The following is a 24,320-nucleotide window of genomic DNA, read 5'->3' on the forward strand; positions in this document are numbered from 1 at the left end:
GCGGCCGCGGCCAGATTAGCCGGATGGCGTATAAAAAAGGAGAAAAACCTATGATTACACGCTCTTTCAGGTGGACCTGGAAAAGATTTCTGACATTGGGCATGGCGCTGGGAGCAGCTTCAGGCCTGGCTCTCTCTACGAGTACAACTAAAAATAAAACAAATATTCCTTCCTTGCTGGGGCCGGACATATTATTGGGCCAGCTCTATATCGACGTGCAAACGGCGAAATTATTCCCCGACCAGAAAACTTTTGCGGATGCGGTACCGCGCCGGACTCCGTCGGCGATTGTGGCCGATTATCAAGTAAAAAAACGGCGTAAAAAATTCAATCTGCGAACCTTTGTCGACAAGAATTTTATCTTTCCCCCGGATCGGGTGAAATATGTGCCGCCCACCGGCCAGACGTTACGTGAACATATCAACACGCTATGGCCGGTATTGACCCGTAATACCGCCACCGTACGGCCTTACGATTCGCTGCTGCCTCTGCCCAACGATTATGTGGTGCCGGGGGGCCGGTTCCGGGAAGTCTATTATTGGGATAGCTACTTCACCATGCTGGGCCTGGCGGAAAGCGACAAATGGGAACTGGTCAGGGATATGACCAATAACTTCGCCCATGAAATCGAAAAATACGGCCATATTCCCAACGGGAACCGCAGCTATTACCTGAGCCGTTCCCAGCCGCCCTTTTTCGCCTTGATGATCGATTTGCTGGCGACCCACGATGGCGAGGGGGTTTACCTCAAGTACCTGCCGCAATTGAAAAAAGAGTACGAGTACTGGATGGCAGGCAGCGAGAACCTGGAAAATGGCGAAGCCAACAAACGGGTGGTGCGTTTGCCGGACGGTTCGTTACTGAACCGGTATTGGGATGATCTGGATACCCCGCGCACGGAATCCTATATGGAGGACGTGCTGACCGCCAGCGAGGCCAAAGACCGGCCGGCGGCGGAAGTTTATCGTGATTTGCGGGCCGGCGCCGCCTCTGGCTGGGATTATAGTTCGCGCTGGTTCTACAACCCGCTGGAACTCTCGTCCATCCGCACCACCTCATTCCTGCCGGTGGACCTGAACGCCTTGCTGTATCATCTTGAGCATACCCTGGCCAACGCCAGTTTGCTGGCCAAGGATCAGAAAGCGGCCAATGATTACAGCCAGCGGGCCGAACGCCGGAAGCAGGCTATCAACCAGCACCTGTGGAACGATCAGGAGGGCTATTACGCCGACTACAACTGGCAGCAGGGCAAGCTGAGCGAACAGCTTACCGCCGCCACCGTGTTTCCGCTCTACGCAAAAATCGCGCCGATGGATCGCGCCAATCGCACCGCGCAAACCATACGGTCGCAGCTGCTTAAGCAAGGCGGCTTGACCACCACTACCCATACCACCGGCCAGCAATGGGATGCCCCCAATGGCTGGGCGCCGCTGCAATGGGTTGCGGTTGAAGGGTTGCGTAATTACGGCAATGATGCCCTGGCGGAAGATATCGCCACCCGGTTTTTAGGCAACGTGCAGCGGCTTTATAATAATCAGCACAAGCTGGTGGAAAAATATGTTGTTGAAGGCAGCGGCCTCGGCGGCGGCGGCGGCGGTGAATATCCGCTGCAGGATGGCTTCGGCTGGACTAATGGCGTCACCCTGAAATTACTGGATATGTATTGCGATAAAACGCCGGGCTGCGAGGACAAACAAAGCTCGGACGAGAGTGCAAAAGAGGCTACGGCGGCCCATTAGCATAGGATGGCGCCATGGCCGCCCTATGAGTCTATCGCCCCGTTGACCCGTCAGCGGCACATAAACGGGGCCCTGGGCATAGGGCCGGCACCGTCTTTTAGAATCTGATGAATTTTATCCGACGCCGGTCATTATTCATTCTTATCGATCCCGCGCATAAAACCAGCCCGTTGATTATCGCCGCTTCTTCGCGCCTGTGACTATACTTAATAGGCATAACCCTTCTAAAGCATTGTCAATTATTATGTTTATAATTATTTGAAGAGGCAAATATGACGTATCCGCCGTTGGGTCAGGATGAAGAAAAGCGTTTGGCAATTCTTGAGGAATTCGGAATTCATTCGCCAATAGCGGATATGGCTTTTAACCGATTAATCCAATTAACGGCCAATATATTCAATGTTCCCATCGTATTGATTTCCCTTATTGAAGCGGAGCGGCAGCTGTTTGTCGCCAGCACCGGCATCGCTACCTGTGAAACGCCGCGGGACATTTCCTTTTGTACCCATACCATCCAAACTCGAAATATCCTGGTGATACCGGATACCCTGGCGGATCTTTTATTCCGGGATAATCCACTGGTGACCGGGGAGCCCTTTATCCGTTTTTACGCCGGAATACCACTGTTTACGCGAACGGGCTACGCCATCGGCTCATTGTGCATTATCGATCGGGTACCGCGACCGGATCTTAACGGCGGCGATAGGCAGAATATGCAGGATTTGGCGGCGCTGGTGATGGATAAGCTGGAAATGCGCCGACTGGAACGGGCGCGCGGCGCCAGCCAGGGCCGTTTTGAAAATATCGCGCATACCTCGCCGGATGCGATTATCTGCGCCGACGAAATCGGTACCATTACATTTTGGAACGCCGCCGCCCGTAAATTATTGGGTTATGACAGCAAGGATATTATCGGACAAAATATCAATATATTGATACCGGGCGGTCCGGTGGCCCGATTGCGCCGTCTGGTGGCGGATAAAGAAGCCTTGCAGCATGGCGGCACGCTGGAACTGAAGGTTCGGGCCGCGGACGGCGCCTGGATTCCGGTGGAGCTGTCCGCCTCGATGTGGGTCGATGATCAGCATGTCAGCTTTGGCGCCATCCTGCGGGATATTACCGAACGTCGCCGCAATGAGGAGCGCCTGTTCCAACTGGCGCATATGGATCATCTTACCGGACTGGCCAATCGGACCCTGCTGACGTCGAGTCTCGAACAGGTATTGAGGAATGAAGACGCCGCCATCATCATGCTGGTGGATCTGGACGGCTTCAAGGACGTCAATGATAACCTGGGACATGCCGGCGGTGATGCGGTTCTGGTGGAAGTGGGCTATAAACTGCAGCACTGCGTGCGATCCGGCGATGTGGTGGCCCGCATGGGCGGCGATGAGTTCGCCATGCTGATGCCGGGCCTGTCGGATCCGCAGCGGGCGGCGGAAATCGCCGACCAGATCATTGATGAAATATCAAAAATTTTGGCCGTCGACGGACAGCCGGTGAATATCGGCGCCAGCGTCGGTATCGTGATTTATCCCATCCACGGCCTGACTATCCAGGAACTGCTTACCAGCGCGGATCTGGCGCTCTATCAGGCGAAAGCCGAGGGACGCCACTGCCGCCGTTTCTTTACCCGCGAACTGCGTGAGCTATCGCAGGCGAAACGCTCCTACCAAACCGAACTCGGCCGCGCTTTCGAGCAGAATGAATTTGAATTGTTTTATCAGCCTCAGGTACGTTTGTCCGACGAAGCGATTGTCGGCGCGGAAGCCCTGCTGCGCTGGCAACATCCGGTAAAAGGATTGCTTGGTCCGGCCGCTTTTTTACCGGCGTTGGAATCCGGTCCGTGGGCGGAACGGGTCGGGGAGTGGGTGATAAAGACCGCTTGCCGCCAGACGGCGGCCTGGCGCAAGGCCGGCGTTGAAAATTTCCGTACCGGCGTCAATCTCTTTAGCGCTCAGTTCAGAACCGGAAACCTGGCGCGGCAGGTTCGCGCCATTCTGGCCGAAACCGGGTTACCGCCCCAGGCGCTGGAATTGGAAATCACCGAGAATATTATCCTGCGCCATGATGAAACGATGCTGCTTCCGCTGCGCGAATTATGCCAAGATGGCGTGGGGATCGCTTTTGATGACTATGGAACGGGATATGCTTCCCTCAGCATGCTCAAGCATTACCCGGTCACCCGGCTGAAGGTGGATCAAACCTTTGTCCGCGCCATGTGCGAATCCCCGCCGGATGCGGCGATCGTCAGGGCAATACTCTATTTGGGCAGCAGCTTCAAACTGGAGGTTATCGCCGAAGGCGTTGAAACCGTGGAACAGTGCGAACGCTTGCGTAAAAAAGGCTGTCTTGAAGCCCAGGGCTATCTGTTCGGCAAACCCATGCCCGCGGCGGAGTTTGCCCTGCGGTTGGGACTGGGACGCTGAAGACGATGACGATGCCCATGAGTTCTTTTGACGCGGTCGGGACAATCGTCTTACCAAGGCCGCCAGAACCGCCCCATCTGGGCCATGTCTCCGTTTGCCGCCTGCCGTTGCAAAACCGGCAGGGGACGGGAACCCGCCCTTCCGTTGTTTGTGCCACTTTTGCCTTGAGCGCTACGGTGGGTTCCGGCCGCTTTCTCCGCCGGGCCATTATTGCCCTGCTGTGCGGCGAGTAGGGAAGAGTTGACCTCTAAAATCCTTTTATGGAGCAATTCTGCCGAAAGGCCGCCATCGTCAAGATTTCCTGTCCATGCCGGACATTCTTTCAACCATTTCATGAGTCTCGTACGGGGAACACCGTATTTCTTTACCACAGAATATATGCTCAGGTGTTTATTCGTTACCTCATCCAGGCATGCTTTTTTGATGTTTTGATAATAGATCTCTTTTTCCCATTTTTTCCGCGCTGTAATAGCGGCGTACCTTGACCGATACGGCATTTGTCTGTACTGATTGGTAGCCTTGGCGTTAAGCGAATCGCCAATTGTATGCACAGAGCAATGAGCATGGAGATTGTGGTTATTCTGCCCGCCCATGATTGATTGAGGTAAACCGGCAGTAATTTCAGAGCCGCCGGTCCATGATCCGCCATGTATTGAAGGTGGGAGCTGAGCACTATCGCGTGACGCTGCAGGGATTTTGTTAAATTTCACACTGCTGTTGGAAACGCTTATTCCTGGCGCCATTCGTGATGTATTGGCAGAAAAGGGTTCATGCGTATTAGCTCCGGCTCCAAGTCCATCCATCGAGGCACATCCGCTAAAAGTCACCGTCCCGTTATTAGCCGACAGCGTATTGTTCATGCAAAGCTCCAAAACGTTTCATCATTTTTTTTAGTATCATAATGAAATTGTGCATCTGCTCAACAAATATTTCGGCTATTTTAAATAGCAGATAAAACTATTTTTTTTTAAAACAAACTTGGCCGAAACAGGGGATGTTCCGCCGAACCCTCGTTAAAGCCCCGATTTTCAACCTATCGTCATTTAAATATTTCTGCCCATCTTCCCTCTGTCAAACCGGGTTACGCCTAGCCTCGGGGGAGCTCCCCCAGCCTGCATGCTTACGGTTTACTTCCTGAAAGCCATTCTTTCGATATCTTTCGTTTAAGTTCAAACGAAGGTTTATTATGATCAGGATCACAAACGTAAATAGAAGATAAATACAATAAATAAAAATAGGTTGCGTAAATGAGCGATAATCAAAAGCAATTGTGTTGAAATTAACGGCATTGGGCGGATTGTTGTTACTGGTTATTATTTTTTCGGTGACCAGCGGCAGTTTCCTGACCATGAATAATATCATGACGGTGGGATTGCAAACCTCCACCATTGCCTTTATCGGCATGGGCGCCACCTGCGTTATCCTCACCGGCGGCATTGAATTAAGCATCGGATCCGTTGTCGCCCTGTCGGGCGTGGCGGCGAGGCTATCGATCAAGGCCGGTTTGCCGGTGGAGCTCGGCCTGCTGGCCGCTATCTCTACGCCATCGGATCCAATGAGGCGGCCTCGCGCCTGTCAGGCATAAAGCCGATCGCGTTAAGCTGTACGCCTACGCCCTCTGCGGCGCGGACGGTATTGATGCCCGTATCGGCATTTCGTCTTTTAACGAGGGTTTCGCCATCAGCGGCGTGATGGCGAACGCGGCTAAAAAAGTGGTTGCGGTGCTGGATTCCAGCAAGTTCGGCCGTAACGGATTCAATCTGGTGCTGCCTATCGATAAAATTCACACCTTGATCACTGATGACGGAATCAATGACAAGGATCGAACCGACCTGGAACAGCAGGGCATTGAGGTCATCATCGTCTGATGATTTGCCTGGCCGGCCGCATCGGTCAGCTATTGCGTCATCCAGGACAGCATATTGATCAATAACTGCCTGTAGCCTGGCCAGTCCATAAAGCTTTGCGGCAGCCAGTGCGGGCTGATATCCGATGTCCACACCAGCGTACGCCCTTGCTGATAGCGGCCGGTCACCAGCAGCGGATGGCCGCCGGCGGCTTTTGGCAAGCGCGCCAGCACTTCGCTGCCGGGTTTGACGATCACTTCGTTTATCCCCAGCAATACCGGCCATTCGCCGGTAATATCACTGAACATGGCATGGCCTTGATACGCCGGCTCTATTTCCGGGCGGAATCCTTCGGGTATTTCGATCCGATCGTCATAGGGCAGACATTCCACCGGCAACGCCTGTTCCACCGGGGTCCGATGCCAGCGCGCCTTGCCGTCGATGCCCTGGAAACTCAGATAGCCGCCGAACATGGCCAGGGCGCCTCCCTGGGCGGTCCAATCCCTTAACAGCGCCAGGCGATTGGCCACGGTTTTGCCGTTCAGCCAGACATCGGGGTGCAACAGCAGCGAATTGGCGCCGATATCCGACAGCAGGACGGCATCGTAAGCGCTGAGCCCCTCTGCGGTAAAGGGGAAATCTTCCACCGCCTGATGCGCAGGCAGATGGGTGATCTCAAACTCCGTGTCGGCCAGTGCGGCCATCAGACCTTTGGCCCCCGAGTGGAAGGTCACGCTGCCGAACTGATCGAAACCCTTGAAATGCGTTGCCGAGGTAACCCATGTTTCACCTACCAGCAGTACTTTTTTTCGACTCATTGTGAGGCCCTCCCCGAGCCGTATTAAAAAATTGGGTGTTATAGTGCTCTATTGATATGTCAGTCATCACCGTTATTGAACCGGTTCAATAAACAAAATTGTCATCTTAATGCTTTTTAATCAAGCAAAAAAAAAGATATTATCGAGATACAATGGTAAATTATTGAACCGTTTCAATTTCCATTTTATCCGCCAGGTTGCGGTGGTTCGGCGGCGGCGGTTGTGGAATACTGATAACCGAAGGGAAGCCATTGATTGTAGCGTACCGGGATATCCGGATTGAAAAGAGGCCACCGCATGACATCTGCCAAGTTATCGATCCGACAGGTCAGCCGGCGCTTTGGGGCGATGACGGCGCTGGCGCCCACCAGTCTTGACATCGCGCCGGGGGAGTTCGTCTGCGTGGTGGGGCCGTCCGGCTGCGGCAAAAGCACCTTGTTCAATCTTATTTCCGGGATTTTGCCCCCGGACAGCGGCGCGATTGTTCTTGACGGCAGGGATGTTACCGGCCGCACCGGCCATGTGGGATATATGCTGCAAAAGGATCTGCTGCTGCCCTGGATGACGGTTATCGACAATATCGTGCTCGGCGCCATCCTTAACGGCGGCGCCGGCCGGGCGCAGCGGGCGGCCGGGGTAGCGCTGGCGGAACGCTACGGCCTCGGGGAGTTCATCAATCACTATCCGGCGGCACTGTCCGGCGGGATGCGGCAGCGGGTGGCGCTGATGCGCACCCTGGCCATGGAGCATGACGTCATGCTGCTGGACGAACCCTTCGGCGCGCTGGATTCGCAAACCCGTTTGTCCATGCAGCAGTGGCTGTTGACCGTCTGGACCGAGCAGCACCGGACGGTGATTTTCGTCACCCATGATATCGACGAAGCGGTTTACCTGGCGGACCGGGTGGTGGTAATGACGCCCCGTCCCGGCCGTATCCAGGAAATCTTTACCGTGAATATTCCCCGGCCGCGGCCTTTGTCCTGTCTGACCGGGGAGGAATTCATCCGGTTGAAGCGCCGGATATTGAGCCTGATTTACAGCGAAATTCCCCAACAGGACGTTCATGCCGATGAAACACCTTCGTAAATTGTTGTTACCCCTGCTGGGGCCCCTGGCGGCGTTGATGCTGGTGCTGCTGGCATGGGACCTGGCGGTGCGTTATTACCACATTCCCCCCTATGTCCTGCCTTCGCCGGAAATGACCTGGCGCCATGTGCTGTCGGACTGGGCGGTATTATGGATTGGTTTTCAAAGTACGTTTACCACCTTCTTGCTGGGGTTTGTTCTCGGCGCCGGCGCCGGGTTCCTGTTTGCGGTGGCCATGGATTCCACCCGCTGGATTCGCAGCGTGCTCTATCCGATTCTCATTGCCAGCCAGGCAGTGCCGGTGATCGCCATTTCCGCCGCGCTGACCATCTGGCTGGGGTTCGGCCTGGCGCCCAAACTGGTTATCGTGGCGCTGGTGGTATTTTTCCCGGTGGTGGTGAACGTGCTGGACGGCCTGAACTCCGTTGACGGCGATATGCTGAACCTGGTGAGGTCCATGGGCGGCTCCCGCTGGAGCATCTTTCGCTATGTCAAACTGCCGGCCACCTATACGCCGCTGTTTTCCGCCCTGAAACTGTCCGCCACGTTCAGCGTGACCGGCGCGGTGATCGGCGAATGGACCGCCTCCACCAGCGGCGGCCTGGGCGCTTATCTGCTGCAGGCCAACTCGCGGTTGAACACCGCCGGGACCTTTTCCGCCATCGGTTTCCTGGCCTTATTGGGCGTGCTCAGTTTCCTGCTGGTGATTGTGCTGGAGTATCTGGTCACTCCATGGCGCACTTCGTCCAAGGCCCGCCGCTGGTCGCGGCGCTACTGGCGCCGTTCCCCCTAACCCGCACAGGCTTGATCAAGCATGGAAAACAGCATCAAATCCGCCCGGCCGGTTCGGCCCACCATTCGTGATGTGGCGCGGCTGGCCGGGGTTTCAATCGGCACCGTCAGCGCCGTGATCAACAATAGCGCCCGGCCGGTGGCGGAGGATACCCGCCGCCACGTCCTGCGCTGCATCGCCGAACTGAACTTCGAACCGAACAGCGCCGCCAGGAGCCTTAAGCATCAACGCATCTCATCCATCGGTTTTGTCGTGCCGGATTTGGGCAATGCGTTTTTCGTCGATGTCGCCCAGGGTATCCAGAGCGTGCTGGATACCGTCGATTGCCTGCTGGTGTTGTGTCTGACCTGGTCGGATACCCGGCGGGAGGAGTATTACGCCCAGGTGTTGCGCACCCAGCGGCTGAACGGAGTGATTTATCTCTCCGGCACCGGCTTGCCCAGTCCGTCGCTTACCGCCTTGGCGACAAAGGGGTCGGTGGTGTTTGTGGATGAATATCTGCCCGGCATGGTGTCCGGCATAGCCCCCGGGATAGAAGTGCCGTTTATCAGTTCGCAAAATCTTATCGGCGCCCGTACCCTGGGACAATATGTCTTGGCCAGGCACCACCGTCGCCTGGCGCTGGTAAGCGGTCCGCGGGGGTTATGGACCAGTGAGCAGCGCCAGGCGGGATTTCGCGAGGCCCTTGCCGGTGCCGGCATCCCGCCGGACAGCGTGCCGGTGATACGCGGCGATTACACCGAGCAGGCAGGCCGCCGGGCGGCGGACGAGATCCTGGCCCTGGCGGCGCGGCCCACGGCGGTGCTGTGCGCCAACGATCTGATGGCCATTGGTTTTATTCGCCGCTGCCTGGAGCTGCACGTACGGGTGCCGGAGGATATCAGCGTTACCGGTTTCGACGATATTCCCGAAGCGCGGCTGCTTCACCCCGAACTGACCACCGTGCGCCAGCCGGGTCGGGACATGGGCCGCGCCGCGGCGACCCTGCTGCTGCAGCGCATGGGCGCCGTCACCGACGGTCCGGCGCAAAAAGATTTTCCCACCGAACTTTGTATCCGCCGTTCGGTGGGTTTATCGCCACCCAACGATATTGTGCCGGGGTAAATCCCCTAGGCACTGTGGGTTCACACCGGCCGGTGGATTTCTTGCCACTGCCAATCCCGCACTTCCGGCAGGTCGTCGCCGTGTTCCCGCACATAATGATAATGCTCATCCAGCTTGGCACGGAACAGGGCCAGGGCGGCGGCGGCCGGTTGTTGCGCTTTCAGCCCCGGCACCCGCTCAATGGCGGAGATGGCCAGGTGAAATCTGTCCAGCTGATTAAGCACAGCCATATCAAACGGCGTAGTGGTGGTGCCTTCTTCCATGAAACCATGTACGTGGATATTGTCATGGTTTTTGCGTTGATAGGTCAGGCGATGGATCAGGACCGGATAACCGTGAAAAGCGAATATCACCGGCCGGTCGGGGGTAAACAGCGCATCGAAGACGTTATCGGGGCGGCCGTGGGGATGGCTTTCCGGTGATTGCAGCGCCAGCAGGTCCACCACGTTGACCACCCGGATGCGCAGGGCCGGCACATGGCGGCGCAGCAGTTCCACCGCCGCCAGCGTTTCCATGGTGGGGACATCCCCGGCGCAGGCCATCACCACATCCGGCGGCGTGCGGCCGTCTTCGTTGCCCGCCCAGCGCCAGATGCCCATGCCCGACTCGCAGTGCTTGACCGCTTCATCCAGAGGCAGCCACTGCGGTTCCGGCTGTTTGCCCGCCACAATGACATTGATGCGATCGTAGGTGTTCAGACAGTGATCGCCCACCCACAGCAGGGTATTGGCGTCCGGCGGAAGATAAATGCGCACGATATCGGCTTTCTTGTTGGCCACCAGATCCATAAATCCCGGATCCTGGTGGCTATACCCGTTGTGATCCTGCCGCCAGACATGGGACGACAAGAGATAATTCAGGGACGATATGGGCCGGCGCCATGGCAAAGCACGGGATACCTTCAGCCACTTGGCATGCTGGTTGAACATGGAGTCGACGATATGGATAAAGGCTTCGTAACAGGTAAACACGCCGTGGCGACCGGTAAGCAGATAGCCCTCCAGCCAGCCCTGGCAAAGATGCTCGCTCAGGACTTCCATCACGCGGCCGTCCGTTGCCAACTGCTCGTCGTAAGGTTTTACCTCCTCCATCCAAACCCGATGGGTGGCTTCAAAAACCGAGCTCAGCCGGTTTGACGCCGTCTCGTCCGGGCCGAACAGGCGAAAATTGGCGTTATCCGCATTCAGCCTGAAAATATCCCGCAAATATTCACTGAAAATTTTGGTGGATTCCGCCTGGATTCCACCCCGCCGGCTTACCGCCACCTGATAGTCGTCGATGGCCGGCGTGCGCAGGGCCTTGCGCAGCAGTCCCCCGTTGGCATGAGGATTAGCCCCCATGCGCCGGGCGCCGGCGGGGGCCAACTGACGCAGGTCGTCCTGCAGCCTGCCCTCGGCGTCGAACAGTTCTTCAGGGTGGTAACTGCGCAGCCAGTCCTCCAGTATTTTCCGGTGGGCGTCGTTCTCGCGGCAGCCCGCCACCGGAACCTGGTGGGCGCGCCAGAAGCCTTCCACTTTTTTGCCGTCCACTTCTTTCGGGCCGGTCCAGCCCTTCGGGCTGCGAAATACGATCAGCGGCCAATGGGGCACCTCATGTTTCGGCGCACCGCCGGCGGCGGCATCCCGTTGTATTTCGTGGATAGCGTCGAAGGCCAGATCAAAAGCGGCAATCATTTTACGGTGCATATCCAGGGGTTCATCCCCTTCGACAAAAATCGGCCGATAGCCATAACCCCCGAACAGTTGCCGCAGGTCGCCATCGCTGCAACGCGCCAGCAGGGTGGGGTTGGCTATTTTGTAGCCGTTAAGGTGCAGAATGGGCAGCACGGCGCCGTCGCGGGCCGGATTAATGAATTTGTTGGCGTGCCAGCTGGCGGCCAACGGGCCGGTTTCCGCTTCACCGTCGCCGATAACACAGGCGGCGATTAGGCTTGGGTTATCGAACACCGCGCCGTAGGCGTGCACCAGAGAATAGCCCAGTTCGCCGCCTTCATTGATGGAACCGGGCGTCTCCGCCGCCGCGTGGCTCGGGATGCCGCCCGGGAACGAGAATTGCCGGAACAGTTTGCGCATCCCCTCGGCGTCCGCACCGACGGCCGGATAAATTTCGCTATAGGTGCCCTCAAGCCAGGTATTGGCTACCATCCCGGGCCCGCCGTGCCCCGGCCCGCAAATAAAGATAATTTCCGCATCGCGATGGCGGATGATGCGATTGAGATGGGTATAGATAAAATTGAGTCCGGGCGTAGTACCCCAGTGGCCGAGCAGGCGAGGCTTGATATGTTCGGGCAGCAGCGGCCGGCGGAGCAGGGGATTGTCCATCAGATAGATTTGTCCCACCGACAGGTAATTGGCCGCCCGCCAATAGCGATCCATAAGCGCCAGTTCTCGGGCATCGGGGGTGGAGGAAACGGTTTCTGCGGCGGTGGTATGCATCGGAGCCTCCTCGGCAGACTTGATAAGACATAGCTCAAGTCTAGACCGGTATCTTCCGCTATGCCTGGGGGAGGGCGCGCGGGCGGACAGTCAGTGATGAATCAGAGAAGCGTTCCGCAGGAAGAACGGATAATCAGTTCGCCGCGGAGCTGCAAATGGCGGGGGGCCGTCTGCGGAAACTGTAGACGGTTAAGCATCAGGAAAATGGCGTTTTCCGCGATATCGCCGAAGGGTTGTTTATAGGTGGTCAGGGGGATGCCGAGCAAAGCCGAATATTCGTTATCATCAAAGCCGACAACGTTCACTTTGCGGTTGATTTGAGTGCAGACTGATAACAGCTTCATGGCGGTGAAATCGTTGGCGCAAACAATATCGGTGGCGCCGGAATCGAGTATACGGTTAATAAACTTTTTATCCCCCACGGCGCCCTCATGCACCCACTCCGCTACGGCGGGCAGTGCGGCTTCCAGCAATGCCAGCCTATATCCCATAATGCGCATGGAGACCGTATGAGCCGAGTAGTTTTCACAAAGAAAATCAACGCGCCGCGTTTTATTTTGCAGCAAATGGCGCGTCACTTCATAACCGGCGGCGATATTGTCGATACCCACCAGGTCGTAGGCGCTTTTATCCGGATAAGCGGCAAAATCGCTGTCCACCAGGACCACCTTGATATTGTATTGCGATAATTTATGCAGAATCAGGTTGTTGATCTCATCCGCAAAGGGGTGAAATTCAATGGGAATGAAAAATATTCCGTGCACGTTATTTTTGATATAGCGATCGATGATTTTTTCAATGATCTCGATGATTTTTTGTTTACTGGCCTCCGATCCCATGGTGACCACACCGTTCCAGACCAGGGAAAAATTGAATTGCTGCGATAATGACGCCATGGACTTGAAAATTTGTTCGAAGAGAAAGCCGCTTTCATTGGCCTCAAGGCGAGGAGATAATATACCGAGGATCAGTTCTTGCGGCGCAAGGGGAGATTCCTGACGCTGAACGCAGACATAATGACCTGAGCCCTGAGTACTGCTGATCAATCCCAGTTCTCTTAATTTAGCCAAGGCTTTGGATATTGTGGGCCGGGAGACGGAAAATTCATCACATAAAATTTTTTCCGATGGTAAACGTTGATCTTCTTCGTAGATCCCATCAAGGATACGCTGTTTTATCGTCAAGAATACCGCGTCAAGTTTACCTCTTTTTGCCATGATGATTTTTTTCGCCCATTCTAAAAGTAATTAAGCAATTCAAAATTATCCGTGGGCCGGGAAATAACACCGACACGAAATAACCAGCACCCGACAATATTTTAAAAACACCATAAATGATAAAAGTTGTAAAATCAAGCGCGTTATTTGGTCAAGATTTATACCGTCCGAGGCCGCTGCCGCCATTGTGATTATCGTGCAGGAGATAAAAATAAACCCGTACCGAGCACACTAAATAAAGATTTTTTTCTTTATCACGAGTGGCGTCACAATCTTAATCCCTCGCCCTTACGGTATTGACTTCAATGAATTGATCCCAGCGGCGATTCTGCCCCATCCGACAACCTTTGGCAAGTCGCTGCCAAGCGGCAACGCGTCCCCGAGTCCTCTTCCCGATGGGGGAGTTTAGACGGCTTTTTTTACCCTGCGGCGTTACAACAGCGCTGCTGTGGAGATACTGGAGGGGCTGTAATTCTTTCGGATAATTAATGTGAGTGCGATCACTTTAATGACAAAACGGTGCTTTTTTTTAACAAATTTGCAAAAAAAATGTGATCGGTATCGATAGTTACGCTACAAATTTATCGTATGTTGTATGCACATATCAACTAAATTAGTTTACAAATTTTTTGATATGTAAAAGTAAATCATCAATGCCGATTAAACTAAAACTGAGGATTTTTTTGATGTACACCTACAAGAACCTCGTTGAACAGGTAATAGCTGAAAACAAAACGACGCTGCTGGCGGTTGATGAAAATGAAATTAGCCAGTTGATGGATGAAATATGTAAAGCAAAAACGATTCAGTTGTATGCTATGGGTAGAATGCAACTTTCCGTTCGCGCTTTTGCCATGCGGCTGAAGCATATGGGATTCGACAGTTATGTGGTTTATGACACCACCACCCCCTGCATCGGGGAGGGGGACCTGCTTATCGTCCACTGCGGGGTCACCAATGTCGAACTCAATATCATCAAGCTGGCTAAGGAAGCCGGCGCCCGCATCGCTTTACTCACCGCGCATCCGGAAAACGAACATGGCGGTTATGCCGATTTAACGGTGCGGGTACCGGGCCAGATTTTTGGCGGCGCTGAGGAAGTGGCATCCATTCAGCCCATGTCGTCCCTGCTGGAACAATCGCTCTTTTTGTTTGTTGATATTATTACCATGCTGTTGATTGAAAAAACCGGTATTTCCCTCGACGAGATGAAAAAGCGCCATACCAATCTTGAAGGGTTGCCGCATAAATTTGCCTAACGTTGATTTTATTTAGCCAAAAGGCCCGATTATGAAAGATGGTGACATAATACAAATCGCACATCTGGTATCCAATCTGGATGATGCAATTGAGCATTATTATCATGTATGTAATATCGGTCCATGGGATATATACACCTATGGACCGCATAATATCAAAAATTCACTTTATCGCGGTAAGCCGGCGGAGCATGTTTATAAAATCGCCGTATGCTGGGTAAACGGTGTTCAAATGGAATTAATGCAGCCTGTAAGCGGATATAGCATCTATGATGAGTATATCGAAAAGCATGGTTACGGTTTGCATCATTTGAAGCTTTATTTTAAAGATTGCCGACAGGCGATAGCCGATTATGAAAAACGCGGCTACCAGGTGGTACAAAGCGGCAATATCGGTGACGATGTTTTTTATTATCTTGATACCGAAGAGCGGTTCCAGGGCGCGGTGATCGAATTAGGCAACGCCGGTGCCATACCTGAACCGGAAAGCCGGTATCCCGCCTGATATACCCGTCGCTTGCAACTCGTAGTATTGAGGATAAAGAGCATATTGTCAGTCATGAGGAATAAACATGAAAAAACTCAACGCAATTGCGCTGTGCCTGCTGCTTGGCGCCGCCATCAATACCTATCCTATGATCGCCAACGCCGCGGGCGAGCAGCAATTAACCATGGTCGGTATTCCGAAATTACGTTCCGCCTGGTTTAACGATTATGAAAAAGGGTTAAAAAAAGCCGGCAAGGATTTCGGCGTCAATGTTTACCAGCAGGCGCCCGCGTCCCCGGATGAAGCGCAACAGGTCCGTATTATTGAAGACTCCATCAGCCAGGGGGTTAACGCGGTACTGGTGGTGCCGAATAACGCCAGCTCCTGTGAGCCGGTTTTCGCCCGCGCCCATGATAAAGGCATCGTGGTCATTACCCATGAGTCGGTGAACCAGCCTAACGCCGATTTTGACGTGGAAATGATCGAAAACGAAAAATTCGGCAAATACATGCTGGATCAGTTCGCCCAGCATGTGAACGGCAGCGGCGAATACGCCATTTATGTCGGTTCGTTAACGGTGCCCGCCCACAATATCTGGGCGGATGCGGCGATAAAAGAAGCGAAGGCGAAATACCCCAATCTGAAGCTGGTGGCCGAGCGTTTCCCCGTCAGCGAGGATCGCAACGCCTCGCGTCAGAAGACCCTGGAACTGCTCTCCACCTATCCCGATCTGAAAGGCGTAATTTCATTCGGCAGCCAGGGTGGGCCGGGGGCGGCGCAGGCGCTGCGGGAGAAGGGCCTGGTGGGTAAATTGACCGTCATGGGCACCACCTCGCCGAAAGAAGGAGCGTCATTCCTGAAAGACGGTTCGCTGACCGAGCTGATTTTGTGGAGCCCGGGCGATGCCGCGTATTCCATGACCTATATCGCCAAAATGATCGCTGAAGGCAAGCGCGATCAGATTAAAAACGGACTGGAAATCCCCGGCATCGGCAAACCGGATATCAACGGTAAAAACATTATTTTTGATAAACCGCTCACCGTGACCAAAGACAACTACAGCAAATACGATTTTTAATCGGACGCCTGGACAGGGGCGGACTGCGCCGTGCCCCTGTCTGCCGCCGGAGGACCCTACAATGCAATTTCTTGCCGCTGAACATATTACCAAGACCTTTGACGGGGTGACCGCCCTGAATGATGTCAGTTTCGACATCAATGTCGGGGAAATTCATGGATTGGTGGGTGAAAACGGCTGCGGTAAATCCACCTTGATGAAAATCATCGCCGGCGTGCTGGATTTCCATCGCGGCACCCTGCGGATCAACGGCCGCCAAATGGATAAATATTCCGCCATTGAAGCGGTAAAGCAAGGTATCGGCATCATCTATCAGGATCTGTCGCTGTTTCCCAATCTGACGGTATTGGAAAATATTTATATCAGTCAAATGGTGAATGACAATCAATCACTCGTGTTTTCATCGGCCTATAAAGACAAGGTCGGAACGATTATCCAGCAATTGGGCATCAGCCTCGATCTGGAGGCGGATGTGGATGATTTACCCATCGCCAAGCAGCAGCTGGTGGCCATTGCCCGCGCGCTGATTAATGACTCACGGCTGATTATTCTGGATGAGCCCACCACGGCGTTGACCCGTACCGAAATCAAGCATCTCTTCACCATCCTCAACCGTCTGCGCACGCAGGGCATATCGTTTATTTTTATCAGCCACAAGCTTAATGAACTACTGGAAATCTGCGATCGCATTACCGTGATGCGCGACGGCAAATTAATCGACACGGTGGACGGCGGCGAAGCCACAACGGCAAAAATCGAAGCCTTGATGCTGGGTTATGAACTGACCTATCCCCCGCGGCAAACCCATGCTACGGACGAGGTGCTGCTCAGGGTGCGCGGCCTGTGTAAAAAAAACAGCTTTCAGGATATCAGTTTTGATTTGCATAAAGGCGAAGTGCTGGGCATCGCCGGATTATTGGGCGCCGGCCGTACCGAACTTGCCCTGGCGCTGTTTGGCATAGAACCGGCGCAAAGCGGCGAAATCTTTATTGAAAACCGTCCGGTGGTCATCGGGAGCGTCGGCACCGCCGTGGCCAACGGCATCGCTTACGTGCCGGAGGACAGATTACTGCAGGGGCTGGTGATGCAGCAAAGCATCGCCGCCAACGCCGCGCTCTGCTCATTGAAATCCTATCTTAACCCGTTGGGACTGCTGGACGGCGGCAAGATGCGCCGTGCGGTGAGCGGCCTGCTCAAAGGCATGCAGGTGAAGTATGACAATATGGATAAAGAGATCAGAATGCTTTCCGGCGGTAACCAGCAGAAGGTGGTGCTGGCGAAATGGCTCGCCACCCATCCGCGGATTTTCATCCTGGACAGCCCGACGGTGGGTATAGACGTGGGGGCAAAAAGCTATATCTACCAAACGGTGAAAGAGAAGGCCGCCGAGGGCATGGGGATTGTGTTTATTTCCGACGAACTGCCCGAGCTATTGGCCAATTGCGACCGGATTATCATGATGAACCGGGGCCGTTTCGGTAAGGAATATGCCACCGATGCCATTGATAATGAAACATTGCAGCACGAAATGGAAAACGTCTGATGTCGTCGGTGTAAAAAAGCGGGTGAGGTTATTTTATTATGGATATGACCAAAATGTTCAAATCGCGGGAGTGGCTGCTGCTCTTGCTGATTATAGTATTCTCCATTGCCATTACCTATATCAATCCGGCATTTATGTCGCTGGATAATATTGCAGATTTACTCAAGGCAAACACGGTATTGGGCATTTTCGCCCTGGGTGTTCTGCTGGTGTTGATTTCCGGCGGATTCGACGTTTCTTTCACCGCCATCGCCCAGGTGGTGCAATACGCCGTGGTCTATTACTTCCTGCAGGCCAATCTGGATAACATCTATCTGGCGATATTGTGCAGCATCATAATCGGTGGGGTGATGGGGTCGCTGAACGGCGTGATCATTTATTATTTCAAGATTACCGCGATCATTGTCACCATCGCCACCAACAGCCTGTTCTACGGCCTGTTATACGTCGTGACCCAGGGCGATCTGATTTATGATATTCCGCCGTCGTTCCTGGGGTTGGCTGAGCTGAAAATTTTTCCGATGCATGCCGCCAACGGCGCATTGTACGGGATCAGTTTTGTCACCTGCCTGTGGTTCCTGCTGGCGCTGGGCATGCATTTATTCCTGCGCCATACCGTGCTGGGGCGCAGCGTGTATGCCATCGGCGGCAATCCCGTTTCGGCGGAACGAGTGGGGTTCAACCTTAAAAAAACCACGCTGTTTATCTATACCCTGGTGGGCGCCATTTCCGGCTTTGCCAGTATTGTCCAGGTGTCGATTGTGCAAACCGTCATTCCCAATTCCATCGTCGGTTCGGAACTGCAGGTGATTGCCGCCGTGGTCCTGGGCGGGGCTTCGGTTACCGGCGGCCGCGGCAGCGTAGCGGGGACCCTGCTGGGAGTGCTGTTGTTCTCCATTCTCAGCAACAGCCTGACCCTCATGAAAATATCCCCCTATTACTACAACGTGTTCACCGGCCTGGTGATTTTATTCAGCGTCGCCGTTAATGCTGTGCAGGTTATCAGACAACGGCGTTCCCGCGTGCGGGTGCTGGTGGATATCAAGGAGCCCTCATGAAAGCGATAGCAGTCGATAAAAAGCAACCGGGCAGAGCGCCGTTGCCGCCGATTATCCGCGAAAACGCCTCGCTATATCTGGTGTTGGCGGCGGTATTCCTGTTGATGTATAGCCTTAACGGCGCCAAGTTTTTAAGCGTGCAGAATTTCAGCTCCATGGCGTATCAGCTGCCCATCGTCGGTTTTTTGTCCCTGGGGATGATGATATCCATGCTGTCGGGGGGGATTAACCTGTCGATTATCGCCACCACCAATCTGAACGGCATCGTGATCGCGCTGTTTTTGCAATCGTTCGCTCCCCAAGGCATGAAGCTGGCGTCGGGGGAAATGATCGCCCTGGCGATTGCGCTGGGGCTGGCGGCCTGCGTGCTGGTGGGGGTGATAAACGGTTTACTGATTGCCTTGCTGAAGATCCCGGATATTTTGGTGACCCTTGGCACCATGACCCTGATTTCCGGCTTGAACGTGGTTTTCACCAAAGGCTACACCATTACCGGCTTTCCGGCGGGGTTGGTGAATATCGGCAACGGCCAGAGTTTCGGCGTGCCCAATTCCCTGTTCCTGTTTGTGGCCGCCGCCATTGTCGCGTCGGTCATCCTGAACAAAACCCGCTTTGGTTTTAACCTTTATATGATGGGTTCCAATCCGGTGGCGGCCCGTTTTTCCAATATCAGCATCGTCAAGGTTACGGTTATTCAGTATGTGCTGTCGTCCTGTTTCGCCGCCCTTACCGCGCTGGTGATGATTGGCCAGCTGAACTCGGTCAAGGCCAGCTATGCCGATTCCTACCTGCTGGTGGCGGTATTGGCGGCGTTTCTCGGCAAGGTCAGCCCGTTTGGCGGTTTCGGCCGGGTGTCGGGGGTTGTGCTGGCGGTCATCATTTTGCAATTGATTTCCAGCGGCCTGAATCTGATGCGCCTGGATCCGTTCATGATCACGGCAACCTGGGGCGGTATCATTATTATTATCGTGCTGTGCCGCGGGCTTTTTTCCGCTATCAACCGGCAAATGAAACAGCGTCGCCGGGTTTAGCGCCGGCATGGAGCCGGTTGTCGCTGTCCCGGCGCATCGTCAACATTTGCTGCATACGGCATTTAAAAATAAAGGCTTATCCTATGTATATCGGTATTGATTTGGGCGGCACTAAAACGGAAGTCATCGCTCTTGACGCGGATGGGCGGGAATTGTACCGGCACCGGGTGCCGACGCCGCGTAATGATTATGATCAAACACTTATCGCCATTCGCGATCTCATTTTACTGGCGGAGCGGGAGACGGGACAGCAGGGCACCATCGGCATCGGTATTCCCGGTACGGTCTCGCAGTTAACCGGAAAAATCAAAAACGCCAATTCGGTATGGCTGAACGGCCGCTTTTTCGAGCAGGATTTAGCCGCGCTGCTGCAACGCCCGTTCAAGGTCGCCAATGACGCCAACTGCCTGGCGATTTCAGAAGCCACCGATGGCGCCGGGGCCGGGGTGGAAATCGTATTCGCGGTGATTATCGGCACCGGCTGCGGCGGGGGCTTGGCCATCAATACCCGCGTTTATCAGGGAAGCAGCGGTATTGCCGGCGAATGGGGACATAATCCTTTACCCTGGCCCGACGAGGTGGAACAGGTGTATCAGCGTGAGGTGCCCTGCTACTGCGGCAAGGTGGGGTGCAATGAAACCTTTATCTCCGGTACCGGTTTTGCCACCGCCTATCGGCGCATCAGCGGCAAATCCCTGCCGGGAGATGAGATAGCCCGCCTGGCCGAGGCAGGCGACGCAGCCGCCGGGCAAGCGTTGCAGCAGTATGAAATGCGGCTGGCCAAGGCGCTGGCCGGGGTCGTGAATATCATCGACCCGGGGGTCATCGTGCTGGGAGGCGGTATGAGCAATGTGGATCGATTATATTCCACCCTGCCGACGCTGATGCCGCAGTGGATTTTCGGCGGGGAATTCTCCACCCCCATCCGTAAAGCGAAACACGGCGACTCAAGCGGGGTGCGGGGAGCGGCCTGGCTGCCTAAATTAATGGGCTGATGGCGCGGTCTCGCTTGTGCGATAAGGGCGATAATAACTAAAGCCATTAGCATAATTAGGGCTATGCTTACCTCATCATGATAAGTATAGGGAGCAGCGTTTTATGACAACCCCAAATAATCCCGCGCCAGCGGACCAAAAACCGGACCAAAAACCCGAAGATGTGACCGTCAGCGAAGGCCTGGCCAAAATACTTGAAGCGGACGCGCTGCTGACGCCGGAACAGGAGAATGCCATGGCGGATAAAGCCAGGGCGGCCGCCAAAGAGAGCCAGGATGCCCATAATAATCACCGGGATGAGTAATCACGGGCAACCGATAACGCCTTTGCGTCTTGTGTAACGTTGAATCCGGGCCGATTCGTCGCCCGGTTTCAGGCTTTGATGCCGGGTCCCTACGGCCCGGTTTTCCCCAAACATCCCGTCATTGTCTTATAGCCGATAGCCATTTTTTTCCTGCCGGAAACCCTCCGCTATTTTCGTGATTTAGCTCTCTTCATCTCATACATTTGCACAAAGAAATTGCCTGCGCCCGCTTTAATGCTGTGCCCTTGACCGGTGTCGCCGGCACATCCGCCCTCTATAATCACTCATGTGACAATGCTTTAACATTATTGATATAAAACCCTGTTGAAGACCTTTGCAAACCAGCGATGCATGACTGCCCGAAGGTTCTCTACATGAGGCACCCGTGATGAAAATTACCGACATTGAAGTGATGCGCCTGGCGATGCCTTTTACTTCCGGTAGAAGCAGCGACCGGCAAAAGGGTTCGGCGGAGGATGCCTATAACGCCGCCTCCCCGGAGCTGACCCGTATGGAAACCCTGCTGGTGCGGCTGACGGCGGACAATGGTTTGCAAGGATGGGGCGAGGGTTTCGGCCATCTTTCCAACCCGGTGACCTTTGCCGCGCTGGAGGGGCCGGTGGGGCGGTTTTTCCTTGGACAAACCTTTGCGGACACGCCGGAGGGAGTAGGGCAGCTGATGGATCGGGCGCAACGCGCTTTCCACGCCTTTGGACGCAGCGGACCGGTGCAATTTGCCCTATCGGCCCTGGATATCGCGCTGTGGGATCTTTGCGCCCAGGCGGCGGGGATGCCGCTCTGGCAATTGCTCGGGGCGCCGCGCCGGGAGATTGGCGTCTATGCCAGTCTGGTGAGCTATGGCAACGATCCCGCTCAGGTGGCTGCCCATGCCATGCGCGCTTACGGCCAAGGCTTTCGGTCCATCAAACTCCATGAAACCGAGTACCGGGCCATTGCGGCGGCCCGTGATGCGCTGCCGGCCGATGCGCGGTTAATGGTGGACGTTAATTGCCCGTGGACGGTAGAGGAAGCGTGCCGGCAAGCCCGGTCGCTCAACGAACTGGGACTGGCCTGGCTGGAAGAGCCGGTATGGCCGCCGGATGATTTGGCCGGGCTGGCGGCGGTAAAGGCCTGCGGGACCCCGGTGGCCGCCGGGGAAAATGCCCAGGGGGTGGAGGGTTTCAGGCAACTGTTTGAAGCCGGCGCCGTAAGCGTAGCCCAGCCCAGCGTGGCGAAAATAGGCGGCATCAGCGCCGCGCTGGAGGTTTACCGTCTGGCGCAGCAGTATCGGGTAAAAGTGGTGCCGCACTGTTTTTATTACGGTGCGGCCCTGATGGCCACCGCGCATCTGGTGGCTACCCTGCCGGAAGACGTTGCGCTGGAAGTGCCTTATCTGCAATGGCCTGAACCGCTGTATGCCGAACTGGATTTCCGGCCGCGCCTGCGTCTGGCCGATACGCCGGGTTTGGGTTTCCGGCCTGCTGAAGATATTCTGCGCCGTTATCGCATTGCCCATCGAACCCTCTCGTCGGAGATGACCTCATGCTAAAACATAAATATCGCTTGGTGGTGGCGCTGTTGCTGTTTTTCGCCGGTATGCTGAATTATCTGGACCGGTCGGCGCTGTCGGTGATGGCGCCGTTGATAAAAAAGGATTTGCACATCGATGATGCGCAAATGGGCATTCTGTTTAGCTTCTTTTTTGTGGGCTACTGCCTGTTCTGTTTTGTCGGCGGATGGGGCGCGGATAAATTCGGCCCGCGGCGGGTTTATGCCTGGGCGGCCGGCGTCTGGTCATTTTTCTGCGGCGCCACGGCGCTTGCCACCGGTTTTGGCTATCTGATGTTCGTGCGTATTCTGTTCGGCATCGGCGAAGGCCCCATGGGCACCACCACCAATAAATCCATTTCAAATTGGTTTCCCCGTAAGGAAGTAGGGCGGGCGGTGGGTTTTACCAATGCCGGCCAGCCGCTGGGCGCGGCTATCTCGGCGCCCATCGTCGGCCTGGTGGGGCTTAACTTCGGTTGGCGCATTTCATTTCTGGTTATTGCCCTGCTGGGGTTTATCTGGCTGGGCTGCTGGCTGATTTTCTTTCGCGATCGGCCTGAACTGCATCGCCGGGTTTCCGCCGAGGAAGTGGCGCTTATTACCGCCGACCGCCCGGCGAATCCGGCCGCGCCGGTGCTGCCCGCCGACCTGTCGCGGCAGAAAAAGCACGGTATTTTGTTTTATGTGTTATCGATGCCGGTGCTGGGCGTGGCGGCGGCCTTTTTCTGTTTCAATTATATCCAGTTCTTTTTCCTTTCGTGGCTGCCCAGCTACCTGACGGATTATCAGCATCTGGATATCAAAAGCATGAGCATCATCGGCGTATTGCCCTGGCTGGGGGCGACGCTCGGTTTTGTCGGCGGCGGCGTGGTGTGTGACGGCATATTCAAGAAAACCGGTAACTTCCTGCTGTCGCGCAAGCTGGTGATTATCTTCGGTCTGGCCATTGCCGCGGTGTGCGTGCTGATGACCGCCTATGCGGCGACGCTTGGGTCGGCGGTGACGCTGATTACCGTGGCCAGCCTTTTTGCCTACATGACGCCTCAGGCTTGTTGGTCGCTGCTGCAGGATATTGTTCCGGCCTCCCGTATCGGCTCCGCCGGCGGCTTTGTGCATTTGCTGGCTAACCTGGCGGGAATTCTGTCGCCGAGCATTACGGGATTTCTGATCCAGTACGGCGGCGGCTACCGGTCGGCGTTTATTCTGTCCAGTATACTGGCGGTGGCGGGTATTGTGGTGATGCTGCTGTTCGTGCGTCAGCGTAAGGTGGACAGTATCAGGTTGCAGGCGGCCTGAGCTGTTGCTCTCCCTTTAACAGGTTCGCTTTGAGCTTCGGTGGTAGCGGGCCTACCGTGGCATGGGGCGCTCCGCGGCCGGCAATGGCCGCTTCGACCCCATTGCCGCGGTCTCCCTTTAACAGGTCCGCATTGAGCTTCGGTGGTAGCGGGCTTACCGTGGCATGGGGCGCTCCGCGGCCGACAATGGCCGCTTCGACCCCATTGCCGCGGTCTCCCTTTAACAGGTTTGCTTTGAGCTTCGGTGATAGCGG

General features: G+C 55.1%; 20 protein-coding genes and 1 pseudogene. 17 read left to right on the top strand and 4 right to left on the bottom strand.

Annotation, left to right across the window (positions count from 1 at the left end):
- Positions 1-50 precede the first annotated feature (50 nt).
- On the top strand, positions 51-1,739 hold the full coding sequence (gene treA, locus ACL2XO_RS07005) for an alpha,alpha-trehalase TreA (RefSeq protein ID WP_413726736.1): 1,689 nt from the start codon (positions 51-53) through the stop codon (positions 1,737-1,739).
- A 272-nt stretch (positions 1,740-2,011) separates the two neighbouring features.
- Positions 2,012-4,168 carry a putative bifunctional diguanylate cyclase/phosphodiesterase gene (locus ACL2XO_RS07010; RefSeq protein WP_413726737.1) on the top strand — a complete coding sequence of 719 codons (2,157 nt, stop codon included), beginning with the start codon at positions 2,012-2,014 and terminating at the stop codon, positions 4,166-4,168.
- A 50-nt stretch (positions 4,169-4,218) separates the two neighbouring features.
- Here ACL2XO_RS07010 and ACL2XO_RS07015 read toward each other — a convergent pair whose 3' ends face one another.
- Positions 4,219-5,028, bottom strand: a complete 810-nt coding sequence (locus ACL2XO_RS07015; RefSeq protein ID WP_413742442.1) for a hypothetical protein — start codon at positions 5,026-5,028, stop codon at positions 4,219-4,221.
- Positions 5,029-5,438: 410 nt separating this feature from the next.
- Between ACL2XO_RS07015 and ACL2XO_RS07020 the strand changes: the two genes are divergently transcribed.
- Together ACL2XO_RS07020 and ACL2XO_RS07025 are read left to right on the top strand one after the other, a co-directional pair.
- On the top strand, positions 5,439-5,753 hold the full coding sequence (locus tag ACL2XO_RS07020; protein ID WP_413726739.1) for a hypothetical protein: 315 nt from the start codon (positions 5,439-5,441) through the stop codon (positions 5,751-5,753).
- Between the two features lie 37 nt (positions 5,754-5,790).
- Positions 5,791-6,036 (top strand): annotated as a pseudogene (locus tag ACL2XO_RS07025) (transcriptional regulator); the annotation flags it as partial.
- A gap of 29 nt (positions 6,037-6,065) precedes the next feature.
- Here ACL2XO_RS07025 and ACL2XO_RS07030 read toward each other — a convergent pair.
- On the bottom strand, positions 6,066-6,833 hold the full coding sequence (locus ACL2XO_RS07030; protein ID WP_413726740.1) for a glutamine amidotransferase: 768 nt from the start codon (positions 6,831-6,833) through the stop codon (positions 6,066-6,068).
- Between the two features lie 297 nt (positions 6,834-7,130).
- Between ACL2XO_RS07030 and ACL2XO_RS07035 the strand changes: the two genes are divergently transcribed.
- The 3 genes from ACL2XO_RS07035 to ACL2XO_RS07045 are packed head-to-tail and all read left to right on the top strand — an operon-like array spanning position 7,131 to position 9,816.
- Positions 7,131-7,919 (top strand): ABC transporter ATP-binding protein, encoded by a 789-nt coding sequence (locus ACL2XO_RS07035; RefSeq protein ID WP_413742443.1) that lies wholly within the window; start codon positions 7,131-7,133, stop codon positions 7,917-7,919.
- A complete protein-coding gene (locus ACL2XO_RS07040) occupies positions 7,903-8,712 on the top strand; it encodes an ABC transporter permease (RefSeq protein WP_413742444.1) in 810 nt (269 codons plus the stop codon). The genes ACL2XO_RS07035 and ACL2XO_RS07040 overlap by 17 nt, the downstream gene beginning before the upstream one ends.
- Before the next feature lie 21 nt (positions 8,713-8,733).
- Positions 8,734-9,816, top strand: a complete 1,083-nt coding sequence (locus ACL2XO_RS07045; RefSeq protein ID WP_413742445.1) for a LacI family DNA-binding transcriptional regulator — start codon at positions 8,734-8,736, stop codon at positions 9,814-9,816.
- 20 nt (positions 9,817-9,836) lie between these two features.
- On the opposite strand, the gene ACL2XO_RS07050 is transcribed toward ACL2XO_RS07045, so the two are convergent.
- Positions 9,837-12,251, bottom strand: a complete 2,415-nt coding sequence (locus ACL2XO_RS07050; protein ID WP_413742446.1) for a phosphoketolase — start codon at positions 12,249-12,251, stop codon at positions 9,837-9,839.
- 101 nt (positions 12,252-12,352) lie between these two features.
- Positions 12,353-13,468 carry a substrate-binding domain-containing protein gene (locus ACL2XO_RS07055; protein WP_413742447.1) on the bottom strand — a complete coding sequence of 372 codons (1,116 nt, stop codon included), beginning with the start codon at positions 13,466-13,468 and terminating at the stop codon, positions 12,353-12,355.
- A 686-nt stretch (positions 13,469-14,154) separates the two neighbouring features.
- On the opposite strand from ACL2XO_RS07055, the gene ACL2XO_RS07060 reads away from it, so the two are divergent.
- The 10 genes from ACL2XO_RS07060 (at position 14,155) to ACL2XO_RS07105 (ending at position 24,067) form a co-directional block, all read left to right on the top strand.
- Positions 14,155-14,727 carry an SIS domain-containing protein gene (locus tag ACL2XO_RS07060; protein ID WP_132923127.1) on the top strand — a complete coding sequence of 191 codons (573 nt, stop codon included), beginning with the start codon at positions 14,155-14,157 and terminating at the stop codon, positions 14,725-14,727.
- A 31-nt stretch (positions 14,728-14,758) separates the two neighbouring features.
- Positions 14,759-15,232: a VOC family protein gene (locus ACL2XO_RS07065; protein ID WP_132923126.1), complete on the top strand. Its 474-nt coding sequence runs from the start codon at positions 14,759-14,761 to the stop codon at positions 15,230-15,232.
- Between the two features lie 67 nt (positions 15,233-15,299).
- On the top strand, positions 15,300-16,292 hold the full coding sequence (locus tag ACL2XO_RS07070; protein ID WP_132923125.1) for an autoinducer 2 ABC transporter substrate-binding protein: 993 nt from the start codon (positions 15,300-15,302) through the stop codon (positions 16,290-16,292).
- A gap of 61 nt (positions 16,293-16,353) precedes the next feature.
- Positions 16,354-17,835, top strand: a complete 1,482-nt coding sequence (locus tag ACL2XO_RS07075) for a sugar ABC transporter ATP-binding protein (RefSeq protein ID WP_413742448.1) — start codon at positions 16,354-16,356, stop codon at positions 17,833-17,835.
- Between the two features lie 38 nt (positions 17,836-17,873).
- A complete protein-coding gene (locus ACL2XO_RS07080; protein WP_132923123.1) occupies positions 17,874-18,893 on the top strand; it encodes an ABC transporter permease in 1,020 nt (339 codons plus the stop codon).
- Positions 18,890-19,924 carry an ABC transporter permease gene (locus ACL2XO_RS07085; protein ID WP_132923122.1) on the top strand — a complete coding sequence of 345 codons (1,035 nt, stop codon included), beginning with the start codon at positions 18,890-18,892 and terminating at the stop codon, positions 19,922-19,924. Before ACL2XO_RS07080 ends, ACL2XO_RS07085 begins: the two co-directional genes overlap by 4 nt.
- Positions 19,925-20,007: 83 nt before the next feature.
- Positions 20,008-20,919 (top strand): fructokinase, encoded by a 912-nt coding sequence (gene mak / locus ACL2XO_RS07090; RefSeq protein WP_413742449.1) that lies wholly within the window; start codon positions 20,008-20,010, stop codon positions 20,917-20,919.
- A gap of 103 nt (positions 20,920-21,022) precedes the next feature.
- The gene (locus ACL2XO_RS07095) at positions 21,023-21,223 is read left to right on the top strand and encodes a hypothetical protein (RefSeq protein ID WP_132923120.1); all 201 of its coding nucleotides are present in this window, start codon (positions 21,023-21,025) and stop codon (positions 21,221-21,223) included.
- A 388-nt stretch (positions 21,224-21,611) separates the two neighbouring features.
- Positions 21,612-22,772: a mandelate racemase/muconate lactonizing enzyme family protein gene (locus ACL2XO_RS07100; protein WP_413742450.1), complete on the top strand. Its 1,161-nt coding sequence runs from the start codon at positions 21,612-21,614 to the stop codon at positions 22,770-22,772.
- Positions 22,766-24,067 carry an MFS transporter gene (locus ACL2XO_RS07105; protein WP_413726747.1) on the top strand — a complete coding sequence of 434 codons (1,302 nt, stop codon included), beginning with the start codon at positions 22,766-22,768 and terminating at the stop codon, positions 24,065-24,067. The genes ACL2XO_RS07100 and ACL2XO_RS07105 overlap by 7 nt, the downstream gene beginning before the upstream one ends.
- Positions 24,068-24,320 lie beyond the last annotated feature (253 nt).

This window comes from Sodalis sp. RH15, from assembly GCF_047324255.1.
Lineage (GTDB): Bacteria > Pseudomonadota > Gammaproteobacteria > Enterobacterales > Enterobacteriaceae > Acerihabitans > Acerihabitans ligni.

Excerpts from the sequence above, each read along its gene's own strand:
- ACL2XO_RS07065 (WP_132923126.1), top strand. The coding sequence starts at position 14,759 with ATGAAAGATGGTGACATAATACAAATCGCACATCTGGTATCCAATCTG.
- ACL2XO_RS07080 (WP_132923123.1), top strand. The coding sequence starts at position 17,874 with ATGGATATGACCAAAATGTTCAAATCGCGGGAGTGGCTGCTGCTCTTG.
- ACL2XO_RS07030 (WP_413726740.1), bottom strand. The coding sequence starts at position 6,833 with ATGAGTCGAAAAAAAGTACTGCTGGTAGGTGAAACATGGGTTACCTCG.
- ACL2XO_RS07100 (WP_413742450.1), top strand. The coding sequence starts at position 21,612 with ATGAAAATTACCGACATTGAAGTGATGCGCCTGGCGATGCCTTTTACT.
- ACL2XO_RS07015 (WP_413742442.1), bottom strand. The coding sequence starts at position 5,028 with ATGAACAATACGCTGTCGGCTAATAACGGGACGGTGACTTTTAGCGGA.
- ACL2XO_RS07045 (WP_413742445.1), top strand. The coding sequence starts at position 8,734 with ATGGAAAACAGCATCAAATCCGCCCGGCCGGTTCGGCCCACCATTCGT.
- ACL2XO_RS07105 (WP_413726747.1), top strand. The coding sequence starts at position 22,766 with ATGCTAAAACATAAATATCGCTTGGTGGTGGCGCTGTTGCTGTTTTTC.
- ACL2XO_RS07040 (WP_413742444.1), top strand. The coding sequence starts at position 7,903 with ATGAAACACCTTCGTAAATTGTTGTTACCCCTGCTGGGGCCCCTGGCG.
- treA (WP_413726736.1), top strand. The coding sequence starts at position 51 with ATGATTACACGCTCTTTCAGGTGGACCTGGAAAAGATTTCTGACATTG.
- ACL2XO_RS07055 (WP_413742447.1), bottom strand. The coding sequence starts at position 13,468 with ATGGCAAAAAGAGGTAAACTTGACGCGGTATTCTTGACGATAAAACAG.
- mak (WP_413742449.1), top strand. The coding sequence starts at position 20,008 with ATGTATATCGGTATTGATTTGGGCGGCACTAAAACGGAAGTCATCGCT.
- ACL2XO_RS07060 (WP_132923127.1), top strand. The coding sequence starts at position 14,155 with ATGTACACCTACAAGAACCTCGTTGAACAGGTAATAGCTGAAAACAAA.
- ACL2XO_RS07050 (WP_413742446.1), bottom strand. The coding sequence starts at position 12,251 with ATGCATACCACCGCCGCAGAAACCGTTTCCTCCACCCCCGATGCCCGA.
- ACL2XO_RS07095 (WP_132923120.1), top strand. The coding sequence starts at position 21,023 with ATGACAACCCCAAATAATCCCGCGCCAGCGGACCAAAAACCGGACCAA.
- ACL2XO_RS07010 (WP_413726737.1), top strand. The coding sequence starts at position 2,012 with ATGACGTATCCGCCGTTGGGTCAGGATGAAGAAAAGCGTTTGGCAATT.
- ACL2XO_RS07035 (WP_413742443.1), top strand. The coding sequence starts at position 7,131 with ATGACATCTGCCAAGTTATCGATCCGACAGGTCAGCCGGCGCTTTGGG.
- ACL2XO_RS07070 (WP_132923125.1), top strand. The coding sequence starts at position 15,300 with ATGAAAAAACTCAACGCAATTGCGCTGTGCCTGCTGCTTGGCGCCGCC.
- ACL2XO_RS07085 (WP_132923122.1), top strand. The coding sequence starts at position 18,890 with ATGAAAGCGATAGCAGTCGATAAAAAGCAACCGGGCAGAGCGCCGTTG.
- ACL2XO_RS07075 (WP_413742448.1), top strand. The coding sequence starts at position 16,354 with ATGCAATTTCTTGCCGCTGAACATATTACCAAGACCTTTGACGGGGTG.